The sequence below is a fragment of the Runella sp. CRIBMP genome, assembly GCF_009905605.1.
GTDB lineage: Bacteria > Bacteroidota > Bacteroidia > Cytophagales > Spirosomataceae > Runella.
This window is the reverse complement of sequence record NZ_JAAAKZ010000003.1, coordinates 83672-106955: the sequence shown is the minus strand read 5'-3', so window position 1 is coordinate 106955 and position 23284 is coordinate 83672. Positions and strand designations below refer to the sequence as shown.

21 protein-coding genes are annotated in these 23284 nt (G+C 42.8%); 14 read left to right on the top strand and 7 right to left on the bottom strand.

All coding sequences use genetic code 11. The features are described 5' to 3' along the window. Nucleotides 1-19 precede the first annotated feature (19 nt). Nucleotides 20-550, bottom strand: a complete 531-nt coding sequence (hpt, locus tag GVN20_RS10425) for a hypoxanthine phosphoribosyltransferase (protein WP_166558274.1) — start codon at nt 548-550, stop codon at nt 20-22. Between the two features lie 96 nt (nt 551-646). Here hpt and GVN20_RS10420 point away from each other — a divergent pair, with 96 nt between their 5' ends. Beyond that, the gene (locus tag GVN20_RS10420; protein WP_166558273.1) at nt 647-1885 is read left to right on the top strand and encodes a lipopolysaccharide assembly protein LapB; all 1239 of its coding nucleotides are present in this window, start codon (nt 647-649) and stop codon (nt 1883-1885) included. Between the two features lie 84 nt (nt 1886-1969). Here GVN20_RS10420 and prfB read toward each other — a convergent pair. From prfB to gcvH, 6 genes are all read right to left on the bottom strand, one after another. Beyond that, nucleotides 1970-3047 (bottom strand): peptide chain release factor 2 gene (gene prfB, locus GVN20_RS10415; protein ID WP_166558272.1). Its coding sequence is split into 2 segments (ribosomal slippage): nt 1970-2986 and nt 2988-3047, totalling 1077 coding nucleotides; the frame shifts between segments, so codons are not numbered across the junction. Nucleotides 3048-3179: 132 nt separating this feature from the next. After that, complete coding sequence (locus GVN20_RS10410) at nt 3180-3629, bottom strand: DUF4920 domain-containing protein (RefSeq protein ID WP_166558271.1); 450 nt, start codon at nt 3627-3629, stop codon at nt 3180-3182. A gap of 74 nt (nt 3630-3703) precedes the next feature. Next, nucleotides 3704-4780 carry a hypothetical protein gene (locus tag GVN20_RS10405; protein WP_166558270.1) on the bottom strand — a complete coding sequence of 359 codons (1077 nt, stop codon included), beginning with the start codon at nt 4778-4780 and terminating at the stop codon, nt 3704-3706. A gap of 4 nt (nt 4781-4784) precedes the next feature. Further along, entirely contained in the window at nt 4785-5324 is a 540-nt protein-coding gene (locus GVN20_RS10400) for a DUF4199 domain-containing protein (RefSeq protein WP_166558269.1), read from the bottom strand. Nucleotides 5325-5339: 15 nt separating this feature from the next. After that, nucleotides 5340-6611 (bottom strand): dihydroorotase family protein, encoded by a 1272-nt coding sequence (locus tag GVN20_RS10395; protein ID WP_166558268.1) that lies wholly within the window; start codon nt 6609-6611, stop codon nt 5340-5342. Nucleotides 6612-6683: 72 nt separating this feature from the next. Continuing rightward, nucleotides 6684-7061 (bottom strand): glycine cleavage system protein GcvH, encoded by a 378-nt coding sequence (gcvH, locus tag GVN20_RS10390; protein WP_114070346.1) that lies wholly within the window; start codon nt 7059-7061, stop codon nt 6684-6686. Nucleotides 7062-7253: 192 nt separating this feature from the next. Here gcvH and GVN20_RS10385 point away from each other — a divergent pair, with 192 nt between their 5' ends. From GVN20_RS10385 to ybeY, 13 genes are all read left to right on the top strand, one after another. Next, nucleotides 7254-9242 carry an alpha-L-fucosidase gene (locus GVN20_RS10385; RefSeq protein WP_166558267.1) on the top strand — a complete coding sequence of 663 codons (1989 nt, stop codon included), beginning with the start codon at nt 7254-7256 and terminating at the stop codon, nt 9240-9242. Continuing rightward, a complete protein-coding gene (locus GVN20_RS10380; protein WP_166558266.1) occupies nt 9239-10747 on the top strand; it encodes a c-type cytochrome domain-containing protein in 1509 nt (502 codons plus the stop codon). The genes GVN20_RS10385 and GVN20_RS10380 overlap by 4 nt, the downstream gene beginning before the upstream one ends. 391 nt (nt 10748-11138) lie before the next feature. Further along, on the top strand, nt 11139-12515 hold the full coding sequence (murD, locus tag GVN20_RS10375) for a UDP-N-acetylmuramoyl-L-alanine--D-glutamate ligase (RefSeq protein WP_166558265.1): 1377 nt from the start codon (nt 11139-11141) through the stop codon (nt 12513-12515). After that, nucleotides 12508-13677: an FtsW/RodA/SpoVE family cell cycle protein gene (locus GVN20_RS10370; protein ID WP_166558264.1), complete on the top strand. Its 1170-nt coding sequence runs from the start codon at nt 12508-12510 to the stop codon at nt 13675-13677. The genes murD and GVN20_RS10370 overlap by 8 nt, the downstream gene beginning before the upstream one ends. A 68-nt stretch (nt 13678-13745) precedes the next feature. After that, on the top strand, nt 13746-14840 hold the full coding sequence (gene murG, locus GVN20_RS10365) for an undecaprenyldiphospho-muramoylpentapeptide beta-N-acetylglucosaminyltransferase (protein ID WP_166558263.1): 1095 nt from the start codon (nt 13746-13748) through the stop codon (nt 14838-14840). A gap of 45 nt (nt 14841-14885) precedes the next feature. Next, nucleotides 14886-16274 carry a UDP-N-acetylmuramate--L-alanine ligase gene (gene murC, locus GVN20_RS10360; protein ID WP_166558262.1) on the top strand — a complete coding sequence of 463 codons (1389 nt, stop codon included), beginning with the start codon at nt 14886-14888 and terminating at the stop codon, nt 16272-16274. Nucleotides 16275-16331: 57 nt separating this feature from the next. After that, nucleotides 16332-17093, top strand: a complete 762-nt coding sequence (locus GVN20_RS10355; RefSeq protein WP_166558261.1) for a cell division protein FtsQ/DivIB — start codon at nt 16332-16334, stop codon at nt 17091-17093. 14 nt (nt 17094-17107) lie between these two features. Then, complete coding sequence (ftsA, locus tag GVN20_RS10350) at nt 17108-18463, top strand: cell division protein FtsA (RefSeq protein WP_166558260.1); 1356 nt, start codon at nt 17108-17110, stop codon at nt 18461-18463. A 49-nt stretch (nt 18464-18512) separates the two neighbouring features. Then, nucleotides 18513-20015, top strand: coding sequence for a cell division protein FtsZ (gene ftsZ, locus GVN20_RS10345; protein ID WP_229599034.1), 1503 nt, complete (start codon nt 18513-18515; stop codon nt 20013-20015). A 7-nt stretch (nt 20016-20022) separates the two neighbouring features. Then, a complete protein-coding gene (locus GVN20_RS10340; RefSeq protein WP_166558259.1) occupies nt 20023-20724 on the top strand; it encodes a DNA alkylation repair protein in 702 nt (233 codons plus the stop codon). A 141-nt stretch (nt 20725-20865) separates the two neighbouring features. Further along, the gene (gene accD / locus GVN20_RS10335) at nt 20866-21708 is read left to right on the top strand and encodes an acetyl-CoA carboxylase, carboxyltransferase subunit beta (protein WP_166558258.1); all 843 of its coding nucleotides are present in this window, start codon (nt 20866-20868) and stop codon (nt 21706-21708) included. An 83-nt stretch (nt 21709-21791) separates the two neighbouring features. Beyond that, nucleotides 21792-22763 (top strand): radical SAM protein, encoded by a 972-nt coding sequence (locus GVN20_RS10330; protein WP_166558257.1) that lies wholly within the window; start codon nt 21792-21794, stop codon nt 22761-22763. Nucleotides 22764-22865: 102 nt separating this feature from the next. After that, on the top strand, nt 22866-23279 hold the full coding sequence (gene ybeY, locus GVN20_RS10325; RefSeq protein WP_166558256.1) for an rRNA maturation RNase YbeY: 414 nt from the start codon (nt 22866-22868) through the stop codon (nt 23277-23279). Nucleotides 23280-23284: the final 5 nt, after the last annotated feature.

Genomic DNA, 23284 nt, shown 5'->3' with positions numbered 1-23284 from the left:
AAGTAAAAATATCGGCCAATTAATCAGCCAGTACGTATATCGCATCCAAGTTTCGCCCCTGCTCGTCATAATCAAGGCCATATCCAACCACAAAACGATTTTCTATTTCGAACCCTACGTACTTTACAGTTAGCGGAGTTTTGAGAGCAGCTGGCTTAAAGAGCATGGAAGCAACCTGAATAGAGTCTGGTTTTTGAACCGAAAGCTGAAAAAGCAGTTTGTTCATCGTCAGGCCTGTATCCACAATGTCTTCCACAATAATCACGTGTCGGCCTTCAATCGACTCTTTCAAGCCCAAAATTTCCTTCAATTGTCCCGTGGATTCCGTTTTTGAATACGAAGAAACCCGAACAAATGTAATTTCGCAGGGGATAGGAACGTTTTTTATAAGCTCTGCTGCAAAGAGGAATGCCCCATTAAGTACGACCACAAAAAGAGGATTTTTGTCTCGGTAATCTTCGCTAATTTTGCGGCCCACTTCGGCAATCCGTTCTTCCAGCGTTTGTTTGTCAATGAATGGCACAAACCGTTTGTCTTTGACGACCTGCATGTTTGAGAAATATTAAAAAATTATTAAAAAAAACTTAAATTTATAAACTGTCCGAAAGAAATGTACGTTAATACGGTACAGCAAAGATAATAGACCATGAAAAAGAACAGTTTAAAATATTGGATATTCGGCTTTATAGGCATCATGATGATGGCTATAAAGCCTGCAAAAGCACAATTGTACGCATCTGCCGATTTTGACAGCAAATATGAGATGCTCCTCTCCAATCCTGGCGTACAAATCGAGGCCACAGAAGCCATCAATAAATTATACAACTTCAAATTTGCCGAGGCCGATGCCGAATTCCGCTGGTTACGTTATCGCTATCCAAACCATCCGATGCCCTATTTTTTGATGGGACTGGCCGAATGGTGGAAAATCGTTCCAAATACCGACGATACTCGCTACGACGACCGTTGCATTGCCCTCATGGATACTTGCATTACCTTGGCCGAAAAGCTCTACGATATTCGGAAAAATAAAATTGAACCTTCTTTCTTTTTGGCGGCAGCCTATGCTTTTAAAGGACGTATTCACTCCGAGCGCAAACACTGGTCACGGGCTACTTTTGCGGGAAAAAATGCCCTTAAATATTTAGAACGTTGCAAGGGCCAAAGCGAAATCAGCCCAGAGTTGCTGTTTGGAGACGGATTATTCAACTATTTTGCCGAATGGATTCCCGACAATTATCCGCTTCTAAAGCCTGTTTTATGGCTTTTTCCGAAAGGGAATAAGCAAACGGGCATCCAACAACTGGAAAAAGTCGGTAACAACGCGTTTTATACAAGGACCGAAGCCCGCTATTTTCTATTGCAGATTTACGGGTACGAAAATCAGTACGCAAAATCGTATGATTTGGCAAAATATTCTTGGGAAACCTACCCCGACAATCCATATTTTGAGCGCTATTATTTACGTTCAGCTTTTGTACGCGGAAACTCCGACGAAGCCGAGAAAATAGCGAATAGTATTTTGGCAAAAATTGACGCTGGAAAAACGGGTTATGAGGCCGTAAGCGGCCGAAATGCCGCGTATGTATTGGCCTATTATGCCAACAACTACCACCGCGACCTTCCTAAGGCCAAACTGTACTATCAGAAAACGCTTGATTATTCCACGCAAGCAAAAGCCTTTACCTCAGGCTATTACTTAGCGTCTTTGGTAGGATTGGGGCGAATTGCCGAGAAAGAAAAGAATTACGATGCCGCTCGTGAATACTACAAAACAGCGGTAGACAGAGGTGAGAAAAAATCCACCCAAGTGAAAGAGGCCAAAGATGCCCTCTCAAACCTCAATAAACTACGACGCGAGGAGCGTCGAAAACAACGGAATTGATTTATCAACAAAACAGGCTTTAGCCTAGATAATCTTAGGGCTAAAGCCTGCTTGTTGACAAATCATTGGGAATGAAATAAGAAATTATTGCAACATCAGATAAGCTTTAATAAACTCATCCAAGTCCCCATCCATTACTCCCTGTACGTCAGATGTTTCAACCCCAGTGCGTACGTCTTTGACCAATTTATAGGGATGCATCACGTAGTTACGAATCTGTGATCCCCATTCAATTTTTTTCTTGGAGGCTTCCACTTCGGCCCGCGCGGCATTGCGCTTTTCTACTTCAATTTGGTACAGTTTTGATTTCAACAAACGCAGGGCCAGATCACGGTTCAGGTGCTGACTGCGCTCTTGTTGGCATTCAATAACGAGTCCTGAAGGCTTGTGACGAACGCGAACGGCCGTTTCCACTTTGTTTACGTTTTGCCCACCCGCACCGCCAGAACGATACGTATCCCATTCAATATCAGCGGGATTGACTTCAATATCAATCGTATCATCAATCAAAGGATACGCATACACCGACGCAAAGGAGGTGTGTCGGCGCGCATTAGAATCAAAAGGAGAGATTCGTACCAAACGATGCACACCGTTTTCGGATTGTAAATATCCGTACGCCTGCGGCCCTTCAATCTGAATAGACGCCGACTTTATACCAGCACCATCTCCATCCTGATAATCAATCTGCGTGACTTTGTAATTGTGCTTTTCGGCCCAGCGAACGTACATTCGATAAAGCATTTCGGCCCAATCTTGACTTTCTGTACCTCCCGCCCCCGAGTTGATTTCGAGTACGGCATTAAGCTGGTCTTCTTCGTTGGAAAGCATCTTTTTCAGTTCAACTTCTTCCAACACTTTCAGCATAGCTTGGTATTCAGCCTCTACTTCGGCCTCTGTGGCTTCGCCCAATTCCAGAAATTCCTGCAAGGTTTCTAAATCACCAAGGCGTCCGTCAACGGATTCGTAGCTTTCGGTCCAACTTTTCAAACCACGGACTTCTTTCATGGTTTGTTCGGCCTTGGTGTTATCATTCCAAAACTCGGGTTGGCTTTGAATTTGTTGTAATTCGGTCAATCGTTCTTTCTTGGTATCGTAGTCAAAGATACCCCCTCAAAGCCGAAACGCGGGCTTTCAAGTCTTTCAACTGTTCTGTTGTCATAGTGTCAATGATAAATTTAAAGCTGGACAAACGAGCGAAATCAAGCTGTTCACTCTTTTTTGAACGGCAAAGGTACAAATAAAAAGCGGTCGGTCGGTTTTAGCCGACTGACCGCTTCATTTAGTGCGCATATTACTTCTTTACAATTACGCCATCGGCCACAAACGTAAGTTCGTGTTTAGGTTCCGTAATTTTTGCAATATCTTCTTTGCTTTTACCGGCATCTTCGGCGTAGTGCTGCAATTCTGCTACGGGTGTAGTTTTCATTTTAGCTTCTCCTTCAAACACTACGGTTTTGCCCGCAATGTCTTTCGGAACAAAGAAGCCGTAATCCTTAAAACTCACGCGCATGGTTTGACCATCGGCGGTTTTTACCTTCATCCAGCATCCTTTTGCCTGACACACCGACTCAACGGTGCCTACCACTTTGGCCGCAATTTTTTCTTTGGCCGCCATCTTCTTAGGCAATTCTGCCGATGCTAAGGCCCCTTTATCGTTTATTTTTTTTCCAAAATAGCTCTCCTGGGCGTAAGCACTCGTTATAAAAAGAGTGAAAAGTGCGGTAATGAGTATATTTTTCATGGTTTTAGTATTTTTTACAAATTTAATAAAAAACGTTTTCAATCAATATTTCTTCTCAAAAGGCAAAATCAAATCTACCATTCTTGGTCTGGAATAGTATAGGTTTTGAGAAATGCCCGCACAACCTCGTCATGTTGCAAATCTTTGAGGTCTTTTTTAAGATTTTTTACGGTCTTTTTAAACTCATTCACCTGCTGATTGAAAGCAAATTCTAAGCCAAAAGGGTTTGAAATCAAATAGGCCGACTGCCCCCCTAATGCAAGCGCCTGAAGCTGCAATTGCTGGTATTCTTCTTCCAGCTCTTTGGTCTGCTCACGCAAGATTTTGTTATAGTATTTGAGGTGGGTTTCAGCCAGCGTTTCAATGTGTGATTGGTCGATGCGCTCAAGCTCCAATTGTAACCGCAATAAAGCCAAGACGTCATTTTTTTCGTAGGCTTCGGTCACCCGTTGCATGATTTCTGTCTTGCGGTCTTTTTCAGTCTCGTCCGTATCGCGGTCGGGATGAAACGCCTTTACCAAATCAAGGTATATCGTTCTCACCGCTTTGGTACCCGTGCGAGTTTCCAATTCCTTTTTCGCTTCCCGGTTCAGCTGTTTTTGCGTCTTCGGACGTTGGTTGCGTTGTTCTCTCGATTGGTGTTGTTCTCCAAAGGCTGCTTGGTGTTGTGTCGTTTCCTGATTCTCTGACTTTTTTTCGTAATGTTTCCCAAACTCTTCTCCAAAATCAGCGCCAAATGCGGAAAACATATTATTGATACGCTCGGCCTCTTCAACGACTGCATCATAGCTACCTTCTGGGCTATATTTGTCATAAATCGGCTTAAACTCCTCCATCCCAGCCGCATCAATCAATTCAAACGCAATGTCCTGAATGAGATAGGCTAACTTTTTCTTTTCATTCTTTTTGAAAAATGGTGAGTCATGAGCGCGGTCAAAACGGTAGACAAGTTGGGCACGTTGCTCAAAATATTGTTTGCGTAAAGGTTCCAACTCCGTCAGGGCACGTTGTTGGATTTTGGTCATGGTTTCGCGGTACTCAACAATACTTTTTTCGAGCGTCTCAATTTTTTGTACCAAGCGATTAAACTCTTTCTGCGACTTCGTCTGTTCGGCTTTGGCCTTCGTTATTTGGACAATTTTAGCAGACATCGGCTTATGCTTCGGCTTTCTTTTTGCGGAAAATCAACGCAATCAACAAGATGGCAATGATAACCAGCAATAACGTAAACCGAAATTCATCAAAAATAAAACTTGAAGGCGTAAGCTGTGAAATATCCGCCAGTTTTTGTTGATAAATCTCTTTTCCCCACACTTTCATGGCCTCAGCCTGATTAGTAACCAACGAAGTGCGCAGCGTTTGTTTGTATCTATCAAGTGCACTTGGTGAGAAGTAAAAAAACATAGAAGTTAGATACCCGCAGAGTAATGCCCCCGTCAGCCAAACCACGTACCCAATCGAGATTCCTTCCCAGGCGTGCATGTATCCTTTCCCGATATTTTTGCGGTAATACCAACAAGCCGCCGCGATAATAATGGCGAAAAAACCCACGTCCAACGCCCGGCCAGTTCCCGAGAATTTCTCTAGGTTTTGGACCACCAAAAAGAACAAAAAACACACAAATCCCGCCAATACGCCGAACGCCAGCGGAATTTTCAAAAGGGGCTTATTAAAAAAGTTAATCACATTTCGCATGACTTATCCACAGAGTTATCCACATTTCTCCACTTTATTTCGATTAATAACGTATAAAGCTCTCCCTTTCAGCTGGTTTCCGAAAAAAGGAGAGTTTTTTGACTTAGAGCGCGTGCTGGAGAATACCCATTCTAAGTCGGGGTTAAAGAGGGTTAATTTGGCCAAATTACCCTCCGAAATTGTATGCGCTGGCAGCCGTAAAATAGTGCGCGGATGGTGCGTAAACTTATCCACAATTTGCTCAATGCTTAGCGTTTTGTTGTACGTGTTTAGCACTCCAAAAGCCGTTTCCAACCCAATAATTCCAAATTCAGCCAAGTCAAATTCTAGGTTTTTTGCTTCTTCGTCCTGAGGATTATGGTCCGAAACGACGGCATCAATGGTGCCATCGGCCAAACCTTCCCACAGGGCATCAATGTCTTTTTGCTGCCTAAATGGTGGGTTGACTTTATAATTCGTATCAAAATCTGTCAAAAGCGAATCTTCAAACGCAATTTGGTGCGCCGCAATATCGCAGGAAACGGGCAACCCCTGCGCTTTGGCCTGACGAATCAACGCCACGGCATTGGCGGTAGAGATGGTCGAGAAATGGAGTAGGGGAGTTGGGCTTTTTATGCCCACGTATTCCAACAATTTCAAATCTCGCATAATCATCAATTCTTCGGCAATCGACGGGATACCGCGCATTCCCAGCAACGTGCTGACTTCCCCTTCGTGCATTTGTCCAAACACCGTCAGATCAAAATCTTCGGGGCGATTCATCAGTACCCGGTTGACTTGCTGCAAATACTGAAGCGATTTGAGGAAAATGTGGGTATTTTGAATGGCATGAACACCGTCCGAAAAAGCCACCGCACCAGCGTGCGTTAAGTCAATCATTTCCGTAAAATCCTTGCCTTCACATCCTTTCGTGACCGCACCAATCGGGTGTACCGCCACGAGTTGGTCGGCGGCTTTTTGCTTTACATAAACCAACGTATTTTTTGAATCCAACGCTGGTTGGCTGTTGGGCAACACGGCGATTTCGGTATAACCGCCCGCAACGGCGGCTTCACAGGCGGTACTCAAATCCTCTTTGTGCTCATGGCCTGGGTCGTGAGAAGATACCCGCATATCTACCCAACCCGAAGAAATATGCCAATTGTGGCCCGTCAGAATTTCAGCATCTGGGGCATCAAGTTGGTCGCCAATTTTGGCAATTTTTCCATTTTCGACCAAAATATCTTTCGTTTGCCCATTATAAGGCGAGCGACTATCAATAATCTTAACAGAACGAATCAGTAGCATATATTTAAAAACTTTCACTTATTCACATTGCGGGTGAAAGGCTAAAAAAAAAGCCCCTTTCGGAGCTTCTATTTATTCGCCAATCAATTCTTTGTATTCTTCTACCGAAAGTAAACTATCTGTTGAACCCGTAATTTTGATACGAACCATCCAACCTTTGCCATAAGGGTCTTCGTTGACCAACTCGGGCGCGGCTTCTAATTCATCATTAAATTCAAGGACTTCACCTGATACGGGTATAAAAAGGTCAGAAACGGTTTTAACTGCTTCTACGCTGCCAAAAATCTCACCTTCTTCAACGGTCTGGCCCACCGTAGTGATGTCTACATAAACAATGTCACCCAGTTCTTGTTGGGCAAAATCCGTCACTCCAACTACTGCGGTATCATCGTCTTCAAAACGAATCCATTCGTGATCTTTGGTGTATTTAAGCTCTTCGGGGAAAGTCATGGTTTGTTGAGGCTTTTGTTTGGGCGTGCAAGATAATACGAAAACATAAATTATGCGAAATCCTTGGGTCACTTTACGTGTTTTTCTACCCAGCATCCTTCTAAATAAATCTCTATTTAGCTGATGGTTTGTGCTTAGGAAAGGAGAATAGCCTTCTACACAACTTTGATAGTATGAGTAAATAAAACCAATATGAAACTCCTGCGTATTCTGCTTGTTCTTCACTTTCCCGTTTTTCTTTTTGCCCAAACACCATTGCGGCGTTCAGAAAGTTTTTTTGGGCTGCATTTTGATTTTCATGCGGTGTTGGAAGATACACTTATCGGTAAAACCCTTACCGACAGAATGATAGACTCACTGCTACAAAAGGTAAAACCCGATTTTATTCAGGTAGATTGTAAAGGACATTCGGGCGTAACGAGTTATCCTACAAAAGTGGGCCATACCCCCAAACGCTTCGAAAAAGACATCCTTCGCCTATTTCGAGACGTGACAAAGCGCCACGGCGTTGCGCTTTATTTGCATTATTCGGGCGTGTGGGACAATGAAGCCGTGAAGCATCACCCACATTGGGCAAGAATCAATGCGGAAGGCAAACGCGACGAAAAAAAAACATCGCTGTGGAGCGCGTATTCTGACAGCTTGCTCATTCCACAACTAAAAGAAATGAGCGACTACGGCGTGGATGGCGTTTGGATCGATGGCGATTGCTGGGCCACCGAGCCCGATTACTGCGCTACCGCGGTGGATGAATTTCAAAAAACTACGGGTATTCAAGAAATTCCAAAAAAGAAATCAGACCCAAACTATGCACAGTGGCTGGAATTTCACCGAATGGCATTTCGTCGATACGTACGCAAATACACGGATGCCTTGCATAAATACAATCCTCGTTTTCAGGTAGCCAGCAATTGGTCGTTTTCGGCCATGATGCCCGAACCCGTGGATATCAACGTCGATTTCCTTTCGGGCGACACCGAGCCTCTAAACGGAGCCAATCAGTCGGCGTTTCAGGCACGGTGTTTGGCACCGCAGGGAAAACCTTGGGATTTGATGTCGTGGAGTTTTGGATACGGCTGGGACGACCAAGTGTTTTCGGCCAAAAGTGCCATCCAACTTTCTCAAGAGGCCGCGCAGGTGATTTCGATGGGCGGTGGTTATCAAGCCTATTGGACCCAACACCGAGACGGAAGCCTTAAAACCTACGCCTACGGAACAATGGCCGATTTAGCTAAATTTTGCCGCGAGCGTCAGCCCTTTTGCCAAAATACCAAACCCGTTCCTCAGGTAGGTCTGCTGTATTCAAATACGGGGTATAAAAGCGAAGTCACAACCGTTTACAATACGGGAGACGGCAAGCAAAGCCCCATGATTGGCACGCTCAATGCTTTATTATACAGTCAGTTGCCAACAGAAATACTACAAGAACACCATCTTCTCGGACATACGAAGGAATATCCCGTAATTGTCGTTCCAGAATGGAAAAAGATAAACGAACACCTACGAAACGAACTAGTAGAATACGCACAACAAGGTGGCAATCTAGTTATAATCGGTAGCGAAACCGTTAAAATTTTTGAAAAAGAATTGGGCGTTACATTAAGTCCAACCACACATCCTATTCCTTTTTGGGGCTTTGATAACCTAATCACTGGTACCAAGACAACCTATCGACCGTTTCAGTTATTGTCTGGCACACAGCCCTTTGGCCAATGGTACAGTCAAGAAGATACTCGTTTTGCCAAAGGGCCTGTGGCTACCGTTGCTTCGCTAGGAAAAGGGAAGATTGCGGGCGTTTATTTCAATTTTGGCGAACAGCATTACAAGCGCGAAACCTACGTAGGCCGCGATTTTTTGGGGAAACTGGTAAAAGAACTTTTTCACCCCAACGTGGAGGTCAATGGCTCAAAGCTGGTAAACGTGGCTTTGAATCAAAAAAATGGCACAACTTACGTAAACCTTATCAACATGGCGGGCAATCACGCCAACAAATCCATCCACGCAAACGACGAAATTCCGCCGCTTTATAACCTTCAAGTGTCGATAAAAACACCGCGTCGCCCTCGTCAGGTGATGTTACAACCCGAAAATAAACCTCTGCCATTTGCGTATAAAAATGGTAGCGCAGTCTTTGTAATAAGTAAATTAGCTATTCATTCGATTGCTGAAATCAAACTATGATTCTGTTACAAGCCTCTGATTGGGCCGCGTTTATTGGTCGTTTTCACCCTGTATTGGTTCACTTACCCATCGGTTTTTTGATTTTGGCGGGGTTGCTCGAAATCGGCCGATTGACCAACAAAATTGAAGTCAAAGAATCAACTATCACCTTTGTACTTTTTTGGTCAGCTATTGGCGCTACGGTTTCCTGCTTAGCTGGATATCTGTTGTCATTAGGAGGAGGTTATGAAGTCGAATTGTTGGATGAACATAAATGGCAAGGAATATGGGTGGCAGTAGCCGCTTGGGTAGCTTGGATGGCAAAATCGGAGTTATTGGTCAATAAAATTCCTTTTAGTAGCTTGCTTTATTTACCAGCTTTGACCGTTGGGGCAGTATTAACCATGGTTGCGGGGCATCATGGAGGCTCTTTGACCCACGGAGAAGGATATTTGACCCAAGAAACACCAGAACCTTTTCGCGGCTGGCTGGGCATGGAGCCCAAAGCCGAAAAAGGCTCCGATGAAATCAAACCCATCACCGACGTCAACAATGCGATGGTTTTCCAGGAAGTCGTAAATCCTATCCTGAAAGCCCGTTGTGTTCAATGCCATAATGCCAATAAATCAAAAGGGGATTTGCGCATGGACCAAATCGAACTGCTGAAAAAAGGCGGCGAAAATGGTCCCATTTTCGTTGCGGGTCAAGGCAGCGAAAGCGAATTAATCAAGCGTTGTCTGTTGCCGCTAGAAGATGAAAACCATATGCCTCCAAAAGGCAAAACGCAACTGTCGGACAACCAGATTGCGATACTTTCGTGGTGGATTGACCAAGGTGCACCTTTTGACAAGAAAGTGGCTGAGCTCAAAACTACCGATGCCATCAAACCCGCCTTAGCCTCGCTGAGCGGTTCGTCGCCGTCTGTTGGAAGTTCTCAGTTGACCACAACGGCCAAAGAATCTCCCGTGTTAAGCTTAAAAGTGCCCACCCCTGATGCAAAAGCCGTAGAAGCACTAAAAAAGGCGGGCCTATTGGTGATGCCGATTGCTAATGAAAGTAACTTGTTAGAAATAAATTCGGTAAATATCAGTACTTTAACCGACACTCAAGTCGCGCTTCTGGAGCCACTTAAAGAACAAATCATTTGGTTAAAATTGGGGGATACAAAAATTTCTGACCAAGCTGCAACTACAATTGCTAAGTTAAAAAACCTTCAAAAATTACATTTGGAAAATACGGCTGTTACAGATGCTACCATTCGCCAAATCAAAGCTTTACCGTATTTGGAATACCTCAATTTGGTCAATACTCAGGTAACCGATGCAGGTATAAAAGAGCTTGCTTCCTCAAAAAGCTTGATGAGTCTTCACGTTTGGCAATCAAAAGTAACAGAGGGCGGTGTAGCTGCCTTGAAGCAAGCAAAACCTAATCTGGAAGTGACGATTGGCATAAACGAACAACAAATCGCGGAGTTTATTAAAGCTGGTGAAACAGCCCCCAAACCTGAAGAAGGAAAGAAAAAATAATCTGCATTTAAAATAAAAACCATCGTAACTAGGTATCCGAGGTCTGTTGCTTGTGCGTAGAGCTTGGTTAGGCAAACGAATAAGGATATTAATACCCAATAGGGCTCATTTTCCAATATTTACCTTTTAGGTACATTTCAACGCATTGTGTATTCATCCAAAAACCAAAAATATCTCTCTTATTTTTATCGCTAAAAAGTATTTTTTCGTTTTAAAAAAACTTTGAAAATGCCTTGTTACGAGCATGTAGAAACTTAACTATAAGTACTTTATGCGATATATTTTTGGCTATTTAAGGATTTTTGCCATTTTCTTACCCTTGCTATTTCTTCCAAAAAAGCCTTAATTTGGCTTAAAGTTTCGTTTTCTTTCTTTACTCTATTATTTATTGATGATTTCCCGAAATACGTTTAAAACCGTTGTTCTAGGCGGAGGTGAAAGTGGTGTAGGCGCAGCATTGCTCGCCCAAGCCAAAGGATTTGATGTTTTTCTATCAGACAAAGGCACTTTATCTGAAGAATATCGTAATATCCTGAATGTCCATGGCGTTGATTTTGAAGAAGGGAAACATACAGAGGAACGAATCTTGGCTGCTGATGAGGTCATTAAAAGCCCCGGAATTCCCGATACGGCTCCGTTGGTCAAAAAATTATATGCTCAGGGAACACCCGTTATTTCAGAAATAGAATTCGCCGCAAGGTACACGAAAGCAAAAAAAATCGCGATTACGGGCAGTAATGGAAAAACCACCACTACCTTACTCACCTATCATTTACTGAAGTCGGCGGGCTTTAATGTAGGCCTCGCTGGCAATATCGGCGAAAGCTTTGCTAAGCAGGTCATTGAAGATAAATTTGATTGGTTTGTGCTAGAGTTAAGCAGCTTTCAACTGGATAATATGTACCAATTCAAAGCAGATATTGGTATATTGTTAAACATTACACCTGACCACTTAGACCGGTACGAGTATACTTTTCAGAAATACGTCGATTCAAAGTTTCGGTTACTTCAAAATATGCAACCGAGCGACGATTTTATCTATTTTGTTGATAATGAAGCCATCGCTTCTGAATTAGACAAGAAACCGTTCATGGTGAATCACTTACCCATTTCTTTCGTAAAAAAGGATAGCAATGGCGGTTTTTTACATGAAGGAAAATTGCATCTGACACGCCATCCCCGTACTTTTGAGATAAGCGCTAATGAATTACCGATTAAAGGTCCTCATAATGCCATCAATGCCATGGCGGCAACGTTGGCAGCCATGGCGGCAGGAGTAAGTGATGAACAAATTCGGCAGGGTCTTTTGACATTTCAAAACGCGGCTCATCGGCTTGAGCCCATCGCAGACATCAACGGCATCAAGTTCATCAATGATTCAAAAGCCACCAATGTAGACTCGGTTTATTACGCACTTAACAGTTTTGATACCCCAATTATTTGGATTGCTGGCGGAGTGGATAAAGGCAACGATTATACCCAAATCGAAGACTTAGTTCGTCAGAAAGTAAAAGCCCTTATCTGTCTGGGCAAAGACAATAGCAAACTTCTCTCGTTTTTTACCCCTATCGTTCCTGTAATCATTGAGACACAGGACGTAAGTAAAGCTGTAGCTCATGCTGTTTCGTTAGGTCATCCTGACGACGTGGCGTTGTTATCGCCTGCTTGCGCCAGTTTTGACTTGTTCAAAAATTACGAAAACCGCGGCGATTTATTCAAAGCGGCCGTTCTGGATTTTGCAATTAATTCCCAAAAAAACGATGAATAACGAGATGAATGCGCCCCCACCACAGTCCACCTCCCCATTTGACCGTTGGCAAAACGCCAAGGAATGGCTTCGTCAAAACCTGAAAGGAGATATTGTCATATGGATTATTGTAGCGCTTTTGTCCCTTGCTAGTATGCTTATTGTGTACAGCGCAACGGGAACACTTGCTTATCAGCGAGGTGGTGGTTATCCTGAATCTTTTCTGTTTAAACACGCCTTTTTTACGGGAATCGGCTTATTGGTTATGTGGGGCGTTCATCGTATCAATTATACCTATTTCTCGCGGTTATCGCGGGCTGCCCTCCTAATTTCTATTCCTTTATTGATTCTGGTAAAAGTAGCGGGGGTTACCATCAACGGCGCTACTCGTTGGTTGGCAATTCCAGGCACTGGCTTAACCTTTCAGCCCGCCGACTTTGCTCGTTTGGCGCTGATTGCCAATCTGGCAGCAATGCTTGCCAAACGTCAGCGCGTGCAATATGACTGGCAGATTTTCGGAAAAATGATTTTGTGGGTTGGGATTATCTGTTTTTTTATTGCCCTTACCAGTACCTCTACGGCCGTTTTGTTGGGATTCTCGTGCTTTTTGATGCTATACATTGGCCGTGTACCAGGCAAATATTTAGCCGTGATGGTCGTTTCTATTGGCATTGCGGGGGCAACAGGTCTTGTGGTAGGCCAACGCCTTGATACAGCTCAGGGACGTATCGAGCGATTTCTCAAACGTGATGAGTATCAAGCTAAGCAAGGTTTTATTGCCATCGCCAATGGCGGAACGCTCGGACAAGGACTCGGAAAAAGTCACCAACGAAACTACCTTACCCAAGCCTATTCTGACTTTATATACGCCATTATTATTGAAGAATACGGCATTATCGGAGGAATTATTATCATGATTTTGTATGCTATTTTGCTGGTGCGTGGAGTCCAAAATATCAATGAAACCAATCGAGCTTTCGGCGGGCTGCTCTCCGCAGGACTCATATTAAGCATTGGATTACAGGCATTTACAAATATGGCAGTAGCCGTAGGGATTTTCCCAGTCACTGGCCAACCGTTGCCTTTATTAAGCATGGGGGGAACCTCCGTTTTATTTACCTGTATCTCACTCGGAATTGTACTGAGTGTAAGCAGAGGGGATATTGAAGAAACAAATTTATAAGGCTTGAGAAGTGATAACGGGGTATCCCCCAATTTATCAAATTTTCATCCTTCTGGTCATAAAAACGTATGATAAAGAAAGTAATCATCAGCGGAGGTGGTACTGGTGGACACATCTACCCAGCCATTGCTATTGCCAATGCACTCAAAGCCATTGACCCTACCATTCAAATTTTGTTTGTGGGGGCTTTGGGTAAAATGGAAATGGAAAAAGTCCCCAAAGCAGGATACGAAATCATTGGCTTACCGATTGCGGGAATCAAACGAGAGCTTTCGGTTGATAACTTATCATTTCCCCTCAAACTCACGCGCAGTTTATTGAAAGCGCGTAGTATTATTAAAAGTTTTAAACCCGATGTAGCCATTGGCGTTGGCGGATTTGCCAGTGGGCCACTGTTGATGGTGGCCTCGTTGTTGGGAATCCCAACCTTAATTCAGGAACAGAATTCTTATGCTGGTATTACTAACAAATTACTTGCAAAACGCGCTAAAGCCATTTGCGTAGCTTATCCAAACATGGATTCGTTTTTTCCAAAAAACAAGCTCAAAATGACAGGAAACCCCGTTAGAAGCGACATTTTGGATGTAACCCACAAACGTACACAGGCTTATGCCCATTTTGGGCTGCAACCCAACCACAAAACGCTCCTTGTTATTGGGGGAAGTCTCGGCGCCAAGACAATCAATGAAAGTATTGAGGCAGGATTGAAATTACTCATTAATTCAGGATACCAAGTTCTTTGGCAAACCGGAAAACCCTATGCTGAAAAAGCCGCAAACGCAATAAACTCACTCAAAACACCTTATGCTAAGTCATTTGATTTTATCTATGAAATGGATTTAGCCTACGCGTTGGCCGATGTTGTGGTTTCAAGAGCAGGCGCTTTATCCGTATCGGAGCTGTGCTTAGTGGCCAAGCCCGCTATTTTGGTTCCTTTCCCATATGCCTCCGAAGACCACCAGACCAAAAATGCGATGAGTTTGGTAGAGCAAAATGCCGCCCTTTTGATTAAAGACAAAGATGCTCCCGAAGAACTTGTACAAACAGCCCTGCGATTATTACAAGACACTGAAAAACAACAGACTTTGAGTCAAAACATCAAAAAGCTGGGCAAACCCAATGCTGCAAAAGAAATTGCTGAAACGGTTTTAGGACTTATCTAACACTTAATTACAGGGCCTTAATAACATATAAGAATCAACAGAAGAATGCAAATTACAGACTATAAATACATTTATTTCCTCGGTATCGGAGGTATTGGAATGAGTGCGTTGGCGCGTTGGTTCGGCGTGAATGGATTTGAGGTAGCTGGCTACGACCGTACACAAACGCACTTGACCGATACGCTCCATGCAGAAGGTATTTCTGTACATTTTGAAGATTCGGTAGATTTAATACCTGCTGCTTTTTTACAAAATCCAGGCCAAACACTTGTTGTTTTCACACCAGCTATTCCAAAAAATCATTCCGAATACAACTATCTGAAAGACAATGGGTTTACCCTACAAAAACGTTCACAGGTGCTGGGCCTAATAGCCGGGGGGATGTTTACTGTTGGGGTAGCAGGAACGCACGGCAAAACCACAACATCCTCCATGACTGCGCATTTACTTCGTCATTCAGGAGTAAACTGTGCGGCATTTTTAGGAGGAATAACACAAAATTACGGTACCAATATGCTGCTCAACGCGCCTACCGCGCAGCTCAGCCAAGTACCCTGCGTGGTGGAAGCAGATGAGTTTGACCGTTCTTTTTTGACTTTGTTTCCAGATATCGCCATTGTGACCTCCACCGACGCCGATCACTTAGATATTTACGGAAGCCACGATTCTGTTTTGGAATCTTTTTCAGCCTTTGTAAGTCAAATCAAGCCCAACGGTCGTCTGTTTATGAAAAAAGGGTTGACGTTGGCTGATAAAACGAAGGCAAAAGTCGAAGAATACAGTTTGAACGAAGGCGCCTACCACGCTCAAAATATTCGAATCGAAAATGCCTGTTTTATCTTTGACGTTGTTCATCCAGAAGGAATAATCAGCGATATCACTCTACAAGTACCTGGTTTCCACAACGTAGAAAATGCCGTAGCAGCTTCGGCGGTTGGCCTCGCCCTCGGCCTATCAGGGGACCAAATCCGTACCGCTATCGAAACCTTTGGCGGTGTAAAAAGGCGTTTTGAGTATTATTTAAAAACAGACCGGAACGTCCTGATAGATGACTATGCACATCACCCCGCCGAGGTGCATGCATTTTTATCCTCTTTGAAAGCGCTTTATCCTAATCGGCTGGTGACGGCAATTTTTCAACCGCACTTATACAGCCGTACGCGTGATTTTGCGAACGAATTTGCAGAAAGTTTATCCCTAGCCGACAATGTGATTCTTTTGGATATTTATCCAGCCCGTGAATTACCGATTGAAGGGGTAAGTTCTGATTTAATTTTTGATAAAATCACAAGTGACAAAATCCAATGTTCGAAGTCAGGCTTAATAGATGTCCTCAAAAATCGTCCTTTAGACGTAGTGGCTACGATTGGTGCTGGCGATATTGATTCTTACATTGAATCCATAAAAAAAGTTTTAGAAGGAATATCCGAGTAATTTTAAAAAACTGATTTTTAGTAATTTAAAATTATAAACTACTAAATCGACACCTGTATGAAACGCTTGATTTGGGTCGTTCTTGGAATATTCATTATTGGGCTTATTGTTTTTTTTGTCGAGTTTCAACAAAAAAGTAAGCGCTGTAAGGGAATTATTGTGAAATTAGATGAAAAAGCAGAGTATCCTTTTTTTAATGAACAAGACATTAAAGATTTGATTACGCTTAAGGGGGTGGATAACATAGAGGGAATGAATTTTTCAGAAATAAACCTAAAAGGTTTAGAAAAAAGGGTTATGAAGAACCGCTTGATAAATAATTGTCAGGTGTTTCGAGATTTATCTGGAAATTTGGTCGTATCTATAGTGCAGCAACGACCTGTCGGGCGTCTAATTTCAATATCTGACACAGACCAACAACGAAATGCCTCACAGGGGGGATACCTAACCGAGACGGGTGAAATAGTCCCATTGTCAGCACGTTTTGCCGCAAGAACGGTGTTGGTATCTGGTGAGTTCTTTGTTAAAAAACAAAATTTAACCTCCCAAAAAGGAAAGCAACTGATTGACTTTTTGAAAGCCCTTCAGAAAAAACCGTTTTGGAAAGCACAAGTAGCTGAAGTAATTGTGTCAAATGACAGTGAATTAACCCTTATTCCTCAGGTAGGACAGCACCAGATTGATTTTGGTTTGCCCGAGGATTTTGAGGTAAAATTTGAAAAGTTAAAGATATTTTATAAAAATATTTTACCCCTGAAAGGTTGGGAAAAATATAAACGCGTTAGTGTTAAGTTTCGAAATCAAATTGTGTGTGAGTAAAACCCTAACTCAGTATGTCAGATAATGTTATTTTTTTAGGAATTGACATCGGCAGTACCAAAGTTGCTGCGATTTTGGCTAAGCCAAAGACCCACAACAACCATACCATGCTCGAAGTAGTAGGGATCGGTTCGGCACGTAACGAAGGGGTATATAGGGGAATTATCAACAACCCCGTAAAGACAAAAGAAGCAATCAGGCAAGCGTTGGAAATAGCGGCAAGAAAGGCAGAAAGACCTGATTTACTAAATTACCCCCTGACGGCCACCGTCAACGTAAGCGGAACACACTTGGAAACAATGTCGGAAACAGGCTCAGTTACCTGCAAATCCGCCTCTGTCAAAGGGGAAGATGTAGCAGTTTTGTTTGAGGATATGCAGCAAACCTACGATTCCGATTCTAACCAAATTATTCACCTCTTACCGCTTAAATTCGCGGTTGGAGAGCAACACGAAATCGACGACCCAGTAGGTCACATTGGGTTAAAACTCAGTGGCGATTTTAAGATTATCACTGCCAAAAAAACGGCTTTGTATCAAATCAAGGACTCCCTCCAAAAAGCCAATATTCAAGTTGACAATGAAGATGGTTTTGCAGCATCCCCCCTTGCATCAGGTCTGGCAGTTCTGACAGAAGACCATAAAAATTTAGGGGTCGTGTTGGTAGATATTGGCGGCGGTACTACAGATATTGCCATTTATCACGAAGGTCTATTGCGCCACACGGTTGTTCTTCCTTTTGGCGGCAACCATATCACGAATGATATTCGGGAAGGCTGCCATCTGACACAGGAAAGTGCCGAAGAAGCAAAAACCACGTTGAGCGAAACAAATCCCAACGCTTGTAGCCTGAATACCCTGTTAGTAGTTCCCACTGCCGACGGTATTCCGCCGATTGAGATTGTAGCGCGAAACATTGTCCTTATTGCACGGGCTCGTCTTCGTGAAATCGCCGCTTTGGTCTTTGCTGAAGTAAAAAAAGCTGGTTACGAACACAAGTTGAGGGCAGGTGTTGTTTTGACTGGCGGTACCGCAAAAATCAACGGAATTGATTCTATTTTCAGAGAAGTGACAGGGATGTACGTCCAAATTGGGAAACCACAGAATTTAGAGCGAATCAACGGTCCCTTACATGATTCACTAATGAATGATCCCGCTTTTGCTACTGCCCTTGGATTGGCATGGTCGAGTATCAAACCGTTAGATAAAAGAGTGGTAAAAAGAAGTAAAACAGAGAAAGAACAAGAAAAAAAGAAAACAGGAGGGCTTTGGGGTAGTTTTGGAATTAAAGATCTGAAAATCAAGGATGTAGGTACGTTCATTTGGAAAGGTCTAATGCAAGATGATATGGCGGGGAAAGATTCTTACTAACACCAAAAATTTAATTTCGACCTCACCAATTGTTTCTCATTAAAAAATTATGGTTTTTGCAAGAAAAAACGTTTTTGACCACGGCTACGAGTACGTCATGGAAAATTCAAAACATTCAGAAGACGCACCGATTATCAAAGTAATTGGGGTAGGTGGGGGAGGTAGCAACGCCGTAAACCACATGCATGTGAAGGGTATTAAGGATGTCGGCTTTGTAGTATGCAATACCGACAAACAAGCCCTCATGCGCAGCACCATTGAAAATAAAATTCAATTAGGCGCTGACTTGCTTAAGGGACTCGGAGCGGGAACTGATTCAGCGACTGGACGCAAAGCAGCCGAAGAAAGCATTGAATACATCCGACAACTAATGCAACCACCCACTCAGATGGTATTTATTACCGCAGGGATGGGCGGTGGTACAGGTACAGGAGCAGCCCCTGTTATTGCGCAGGTAGCCAAAGAAATGGGTATGCTTACCGTGGCAGTTGTCACGGCTCCTTATAGCCACGAAGGGCGCAGTAAAAAGAACCAAGCACTTGAAGGAATCAATGCTCTAAAAAAGCATTGTGACACAGTTCTTGTCATTTTGAACGATGAATTAGCTAAGTTATACGGAAAATTGCCCATTTTGCGAGCCTATGAGCATGCTGATAATATTTTATCTAATGCCGTGAAAAGCATTGCTGAGATTATTACAGTTCATGGGAGTGTAAACTCCGACTTCATGGATGTGAAAAAAGTACTTGAAAATGCAGGTACTTCGGTGATGAGTTCGGCTTCGGCCTCTGGCGAAAACCGTGCAGAATTGGCAATTGAAGCAGCTTTAAACTCTCCTTTGCTCAATAACCGAGATATTCGCGGTGCTCAAAAAATTCTTATCACCCTTGCTTCAAGTACGGATGAAGAATACATGGCTACCCTTGATGAGCAAATGGCCATCACAAATTACATCGAAAGTCTCATTGGTGATGAAGCTGATATGTGTAAAGTGGGGGTTATTTTTGATGACACCCTCAAAGAACAACTCCTTGTTACGGTCATAGCCGCAGGCTTTGAAGATTCACATTTGCCTTTTAACTACGATTCTACTGGTTTTAAATCCATAAAAAAAGAGACTCCTCCAGTTGCAGAGCCTACCAATCCTCCCGTATCTGGAGTTGTAATAGACCGCCCTCAAGAAGGAAAATTGGAGACATCAACCCCAACAACGGCTTTTAATCCACCTGCACCCCCCAAACAAGAAATTAAGGTTCAAGTGAAGCCAACTGTTTCTCAAACGGTTGATTTGCCAGTAGAGCAAGAACCAAGCAAACCTGAATACCAAGAGACGAATCAAGTCGCTAGTAAGCAACCTTTTATTGACAATCCAGAGCCTCACGAAGACCCGTCTATTTTGCGGCAACTTGTTCAGGATATTACTAAAGGCAAGTATTCTGCAAGCGAACTCGAAAGACCTGCTTATTTGCGTCAAAACGTGGTTTTACATCACAAACCCGCGCTTCCTGAAGAAGCTTTTATTCCCATTAAATTGGACAAGCATAAGCGTTAAGAATACCATGCTTTCACAAATAAAAAAGGATTTACAACAACTAGGCAGCCCCGAAAAGGCTGCCTTTCTTTGTCGCTTTTTCAAAACGGGAAAAGGCCAGTATGGCGAAGGGGATGTATTTATGGGAATTACAATGCCCGAAATCAGAGAAATCGTAAAAAAATACCCCACCCTAACCATCGAAGAATGGACAGAACTGCTTCACAGCCCTTTTCATGAATTTCGAATGGCGGCATTGATTGGGCTCATGAAACGGTTTCAAAAGTCAAAAAAGGACGAAACAGCCCAACATATTATTTTTGAAATCTATTTATCAAACCTCGATTACATCAATAATTGGGATTTGGTTGATGTCACTTGTAGAGATATTATTGGAGCTTATCTGTTAAATAAAGACAGAGGCATTTTATACGATTTAGCTCAGCGTCCCCACCTTTGGGCCCAACGCGTCGCGATTGTGTCAACCTGGTATTTTATTTCACGAAATCAATTTTCCGATACGATTCGAATTGCCGAAATTCTTCTTACGCATACCCATGACCTTATTCATAAGGCCGTAGGCTGGATGCTTCGGGAAGTGGGTAAACGTGATGAATTAGTGCTAGAAGAGTTTTTGGATACCCATGTAAAACAAATGCCCCGTACCGCTTTGCGCTACGCTATTGAGCGTTTTCCAGAATCCAAACGCAAGTATTATTTAACTCTTTGATGCATAGATAAATTTCTTAGTATCTTTGAGGCCGCTTTTGCGGCAGTTTTTGCGTTATTCGTTATTATTTTGCTGTAAATGAAGCATTTAACACCTCTAACGCTGGACTGTATATTTTAAACTGTTAACTGCTGACTTTTTATGTCTTGGTTTACCAGAAAAGAGAGAGGCATTCAAACGCCCACAGAAATGAAACGCGAAGCCCCCGACGGGCTTTGGTACCAGTGTCCTAGTTGCAAGCATGTAATGCATACACGAGAGCATAAACTCAATGCATACACCTGCGTAAAATGCAATTATCACGAAAAAATCGGGTCAGAAGCGTACTTCAGTCTCTTATTTGACGAAGCCGAATACACTGAACTCGATGCCGATATGATTTCAGGAGATCCTCTTGAATTTGAAGACACTAAAAAATATCCAGACCGTATTCGTGATACAGTCAAAAAAACCGGTCTGAAAGATGCTGTACGTACCGCCTATGGCAAAATGGACGATATTGACATTGTGGTAAGCTGTATGGACTTTAACTTCATAGGCGGCTCAATGGGCTCGGTTGTAGGGGAGAAGATTGCGCGCGGAATCGACCATGCATTACAAAACAGAAAGCCGTTTCTGATGATTTCACGGTCGGGAGGTGCGCGGATGATGGAAGCAGGATATTCATTGATGCAAATGGCCAAAACCTCCGCTAAATTGGCGCTCTTATCCGAAGCCAAACTGCCGTATATTTCTCTATTAACCGACCCCACAACGGGGGGAGTGACGGCTTCTTACGCCATGTTAGGTGATTTTAACATCGCAGAACCAGGTGCTCTTATCGGTTTTGCTGGTCCGCGTGTTATTCGTGAAACCATCGGAAAAGATCTCCCTAAAGGTTTTCAAAGCGCTGAATTTGTATTGGAGCACGGCTTTTTAGACTTTATTGTTGATCGAAAAGATTTAAAAGATAAATTGGCCAGTCTGTTGCGAATGCTGCAATAATTGATTTTTATGCCAAAGGCCGCAATAACAGAAGATGTAGTTGCGGCCTTTTTGCTTTTTTATGCACTTTTTCATTTGAAATCATGCGCCTTGTTTCCCATCCTGTTTTATGCAATTACTACGTGACGTACCGTTGTAACGCCACCTGTAGCTTTTGTGATATTTGGGAAAGACCATCGCCTTATGTTACGTTAGAAAATGCCAAAGCCAATTTCGAAGCGCTCAAAAAACTTGGGGTGAAGGTAGTTGATTTTACGGGGGGAGAGCCTCTTCTCCACCGCCAATTGGATGAGCTTCTCAGAGCCGCAAAAAAAGCAGGATTATTAACTACCGTCACCTCCAACGGGTTGCTTTATCCCAAATACGCTCATAAACTGCGCGGATTGATTGACATGCTCCATTTTTCACTCGACTCACCTAATCAGGAAGAGCATGATACATCAAGGGGGGTAAAGTGCTTTGATAAAGTGATGGAGTCTATTCAAATTGCAAAATCATTAAATGAACGTCCAGATATTTTATTCACGGTTTTTGAAAATAATATCCATCAAATTGAGCAGTTGTGGAAAGACATTTGTCTGCCCAATGATTTGGTATTGATATTGAATCCTGTTTTTGAATATAACAATGTAGGTTCTCAATTGTCATCTTCGGCGCTGCAAGAATTACGAAATTGGGGTAAAAAGCGCAATATTTATTTAAATGACGCTTTTATTCAACTCAGGATTGACGGGGGCAACCACGTGGATAATCCAGTCTGCCTAGCTGGCAGCACAACCATTGTCATTTCTCCCGAAAATAAGCTGGTGCTTCCCTGCTATCATTTGGGTTTAAAAGAATTCCCCATTGAAAATCAATTGGAAGCTCTGTACCAGTCAGAAGAAGTTCAAAAATTAATTGCCCTTGAAGGTCGCCTGCCTGCCTGTGAAGGTTGTGCCATCAACTGCTACATGCAGCCTTCTTTTGCCGTAGAAATCAACAAATACTGGTGGAAAGCCCTTCCTAGTACGCTTAAATACAACTTCATCAAAGGTACCTGGAAACAGTTATTTTGAATCTTACCGTTCAGTTCCCTAATTTTGCAAATCATTATTGGTTTTCAGGTAGTTATTAATTAAATATCTGGAAGTCATTTCTTCTATTTTTACCTACATAAAATGATTCAATTTTTTATTGAAGATGTGGACTTTAAAGTTCCACAATCCCGCAAAACCAAATCTTGGCTTCAGAGCATCATTAAAGCAGAGGGCTTTTCGCTGAACCAACTCAACTATATTTTTTGTTCTGATGAATACCTTCTTAACGTAAATCGACAATACCTTGACCATGACTTTTATACCGATATTATCACTTTTGATAATAGCGAAGAAGAGGCGGTTGTCGAAGGAGATATATTCATTAGCATAGACCGAGTAAAAGACAATGCTCAAGAACTCAATAAGCCTTTCGAAGAAGAGCTCCGCCGTGTTTTAGCGCATGGCATTTTACATTTAGTTGGTTATGATGACAAGGAAGATGAACAAGAACAAGAAATGAGAGCAAAAGAAGATTTTTATTTAATTGTCTCATAACTCAC

Bases quoted from the DNA above. Each gene is read 5' to 3' on its own strand.
- ybeY (WP_166558256.1), top strand. From the start codon at position 22,866: ATGATTCAATTTTTTATTGAAGATGTGGACTTTAAAGTTCCACAATCC.
- ftsZ (WP_229599034.1), top strand. From the start codon at position 18,513: ATGGTTTTTGCAAGAAAAAACGTTTTTGACCACGGCTACGAGTACGTC.
- accD (WP_166558258.1), top strand. From the start codon at position 20,866: ATGTCTTGGTTTACCAGAAAAGAGAGAGGCATTCAAACGCCCACAGAA.
- gcvH (WP_114070346.1), bottom strand. From the start codon at position 7,061: ATGACTTTCCCCGAAGAGCTTAAATACACCAAAGATCACGAATGGATT.
- ftsA (WP_166558260.1), top strand. From the start codon at position 17,108: ATGTCAGATAATGTTATTTTTTTAGGAATTGACATCGGCAGTACCAAA.
- GVN20_RS10340 (WP_166558259.1), top strand. From the start codon at position 20,023: ATGCTTTCACAAATAAAAAAGGATTTACAACAACTAGGCAGCCCCGAA.
- GVN20_RS10385 (WP_166558267.1), top strand. From the start codon at position 7,254: ATGAAACTCCTGCGTATTCTGCTTGTTCTTCACTTTCCCGTTTTTCTT.
- GVN20_RS10410 (WP_166558271.1), bottom strand. From the start codon at position 3,629: ATGAAAAATATACTCATTACCGCACTTTTCACTCTTTTTATAACGAGT.
- murG (WP_166558263.1), top strand. From the start codon at position 13,746: ATGATAAAGAAAGTAATCATCAGCGGAGGTGGTACTGGTGGACACATC.
- hpt (WP_166558274.1), bottom strand. From the start codon at position 550: ATGCAGGTCGTCAAAGACAAACGGTTTGTGCCATTCATTGACAAACAA.
- GVN20_RS10370 (WP_166558264.1), top strand. From the start codon at position 12,508: ATGAATAACGAGATGAATGCGCCCCCACCACAGTCCACCTCCCCATTT.
- GVN20_RS10395 (WP_166558268.1), bottom strand. From the start codon at position 6,611: ATGCTACTGATTCGTTCTGTTAAGATTATTGATAGTCGCTCGCCTTAT.
- GVN20_RS10355 (WP_166558261.1), top strand. From the start codon at position 16,332: ATGAAACGCTTGATTTGGGTCGTTCTTGGAATATTCATTATTGGGCTT.
- GVN20_RS10330 (WP_166558257.1), top strand. From the start codon at position 21,792: ATGCGCCTTGTTTCCCATCCTGTTTTATGCAATTACTACGTGACGTAC.
- murD (WP_166558265.1), top strand. From the start codon at position 11,139: ATGATTTCCCGAAATACGTTTAAAACCGTTGTTCTAGGCGGAGGTGAA.
- GVN20_RS10380 (WP_166558266.1), top strand. From the start codon at position 9,239: ATGATTCTGTTACAAGCCTCTGATTGGGCCGCGTTTATTGGTCGTTTT.
- GVN20_RS10420 (WP_166558273.1), top strand. From the start codon at position 647: ATGAAAAAGAACAGTTTAAAATATTGGATATTCGGCTTTATAGGCATC.
- GVN20_RS10400 (WP_166558269.1), bottom strand. From the start codon at position 5,324: ATGCGAAATGTGATTAACTTTTTTAATAAGCCCCTTTTGAAAATTCCG.
- GVN20_RS10405 (WP_166558270.1), bottom strand. From the start codon at position 4,780: ATGTCTGCTAAAATTGTCCAAATAACGAAGGCCAAAGCCGAACAGACG.
- murC (WP_166558262.1), top strand. From the start codon at position 14,886: ATGCAAATTACAGACTATAAATACATTTATTTCCTCGGTATCGGAGGT.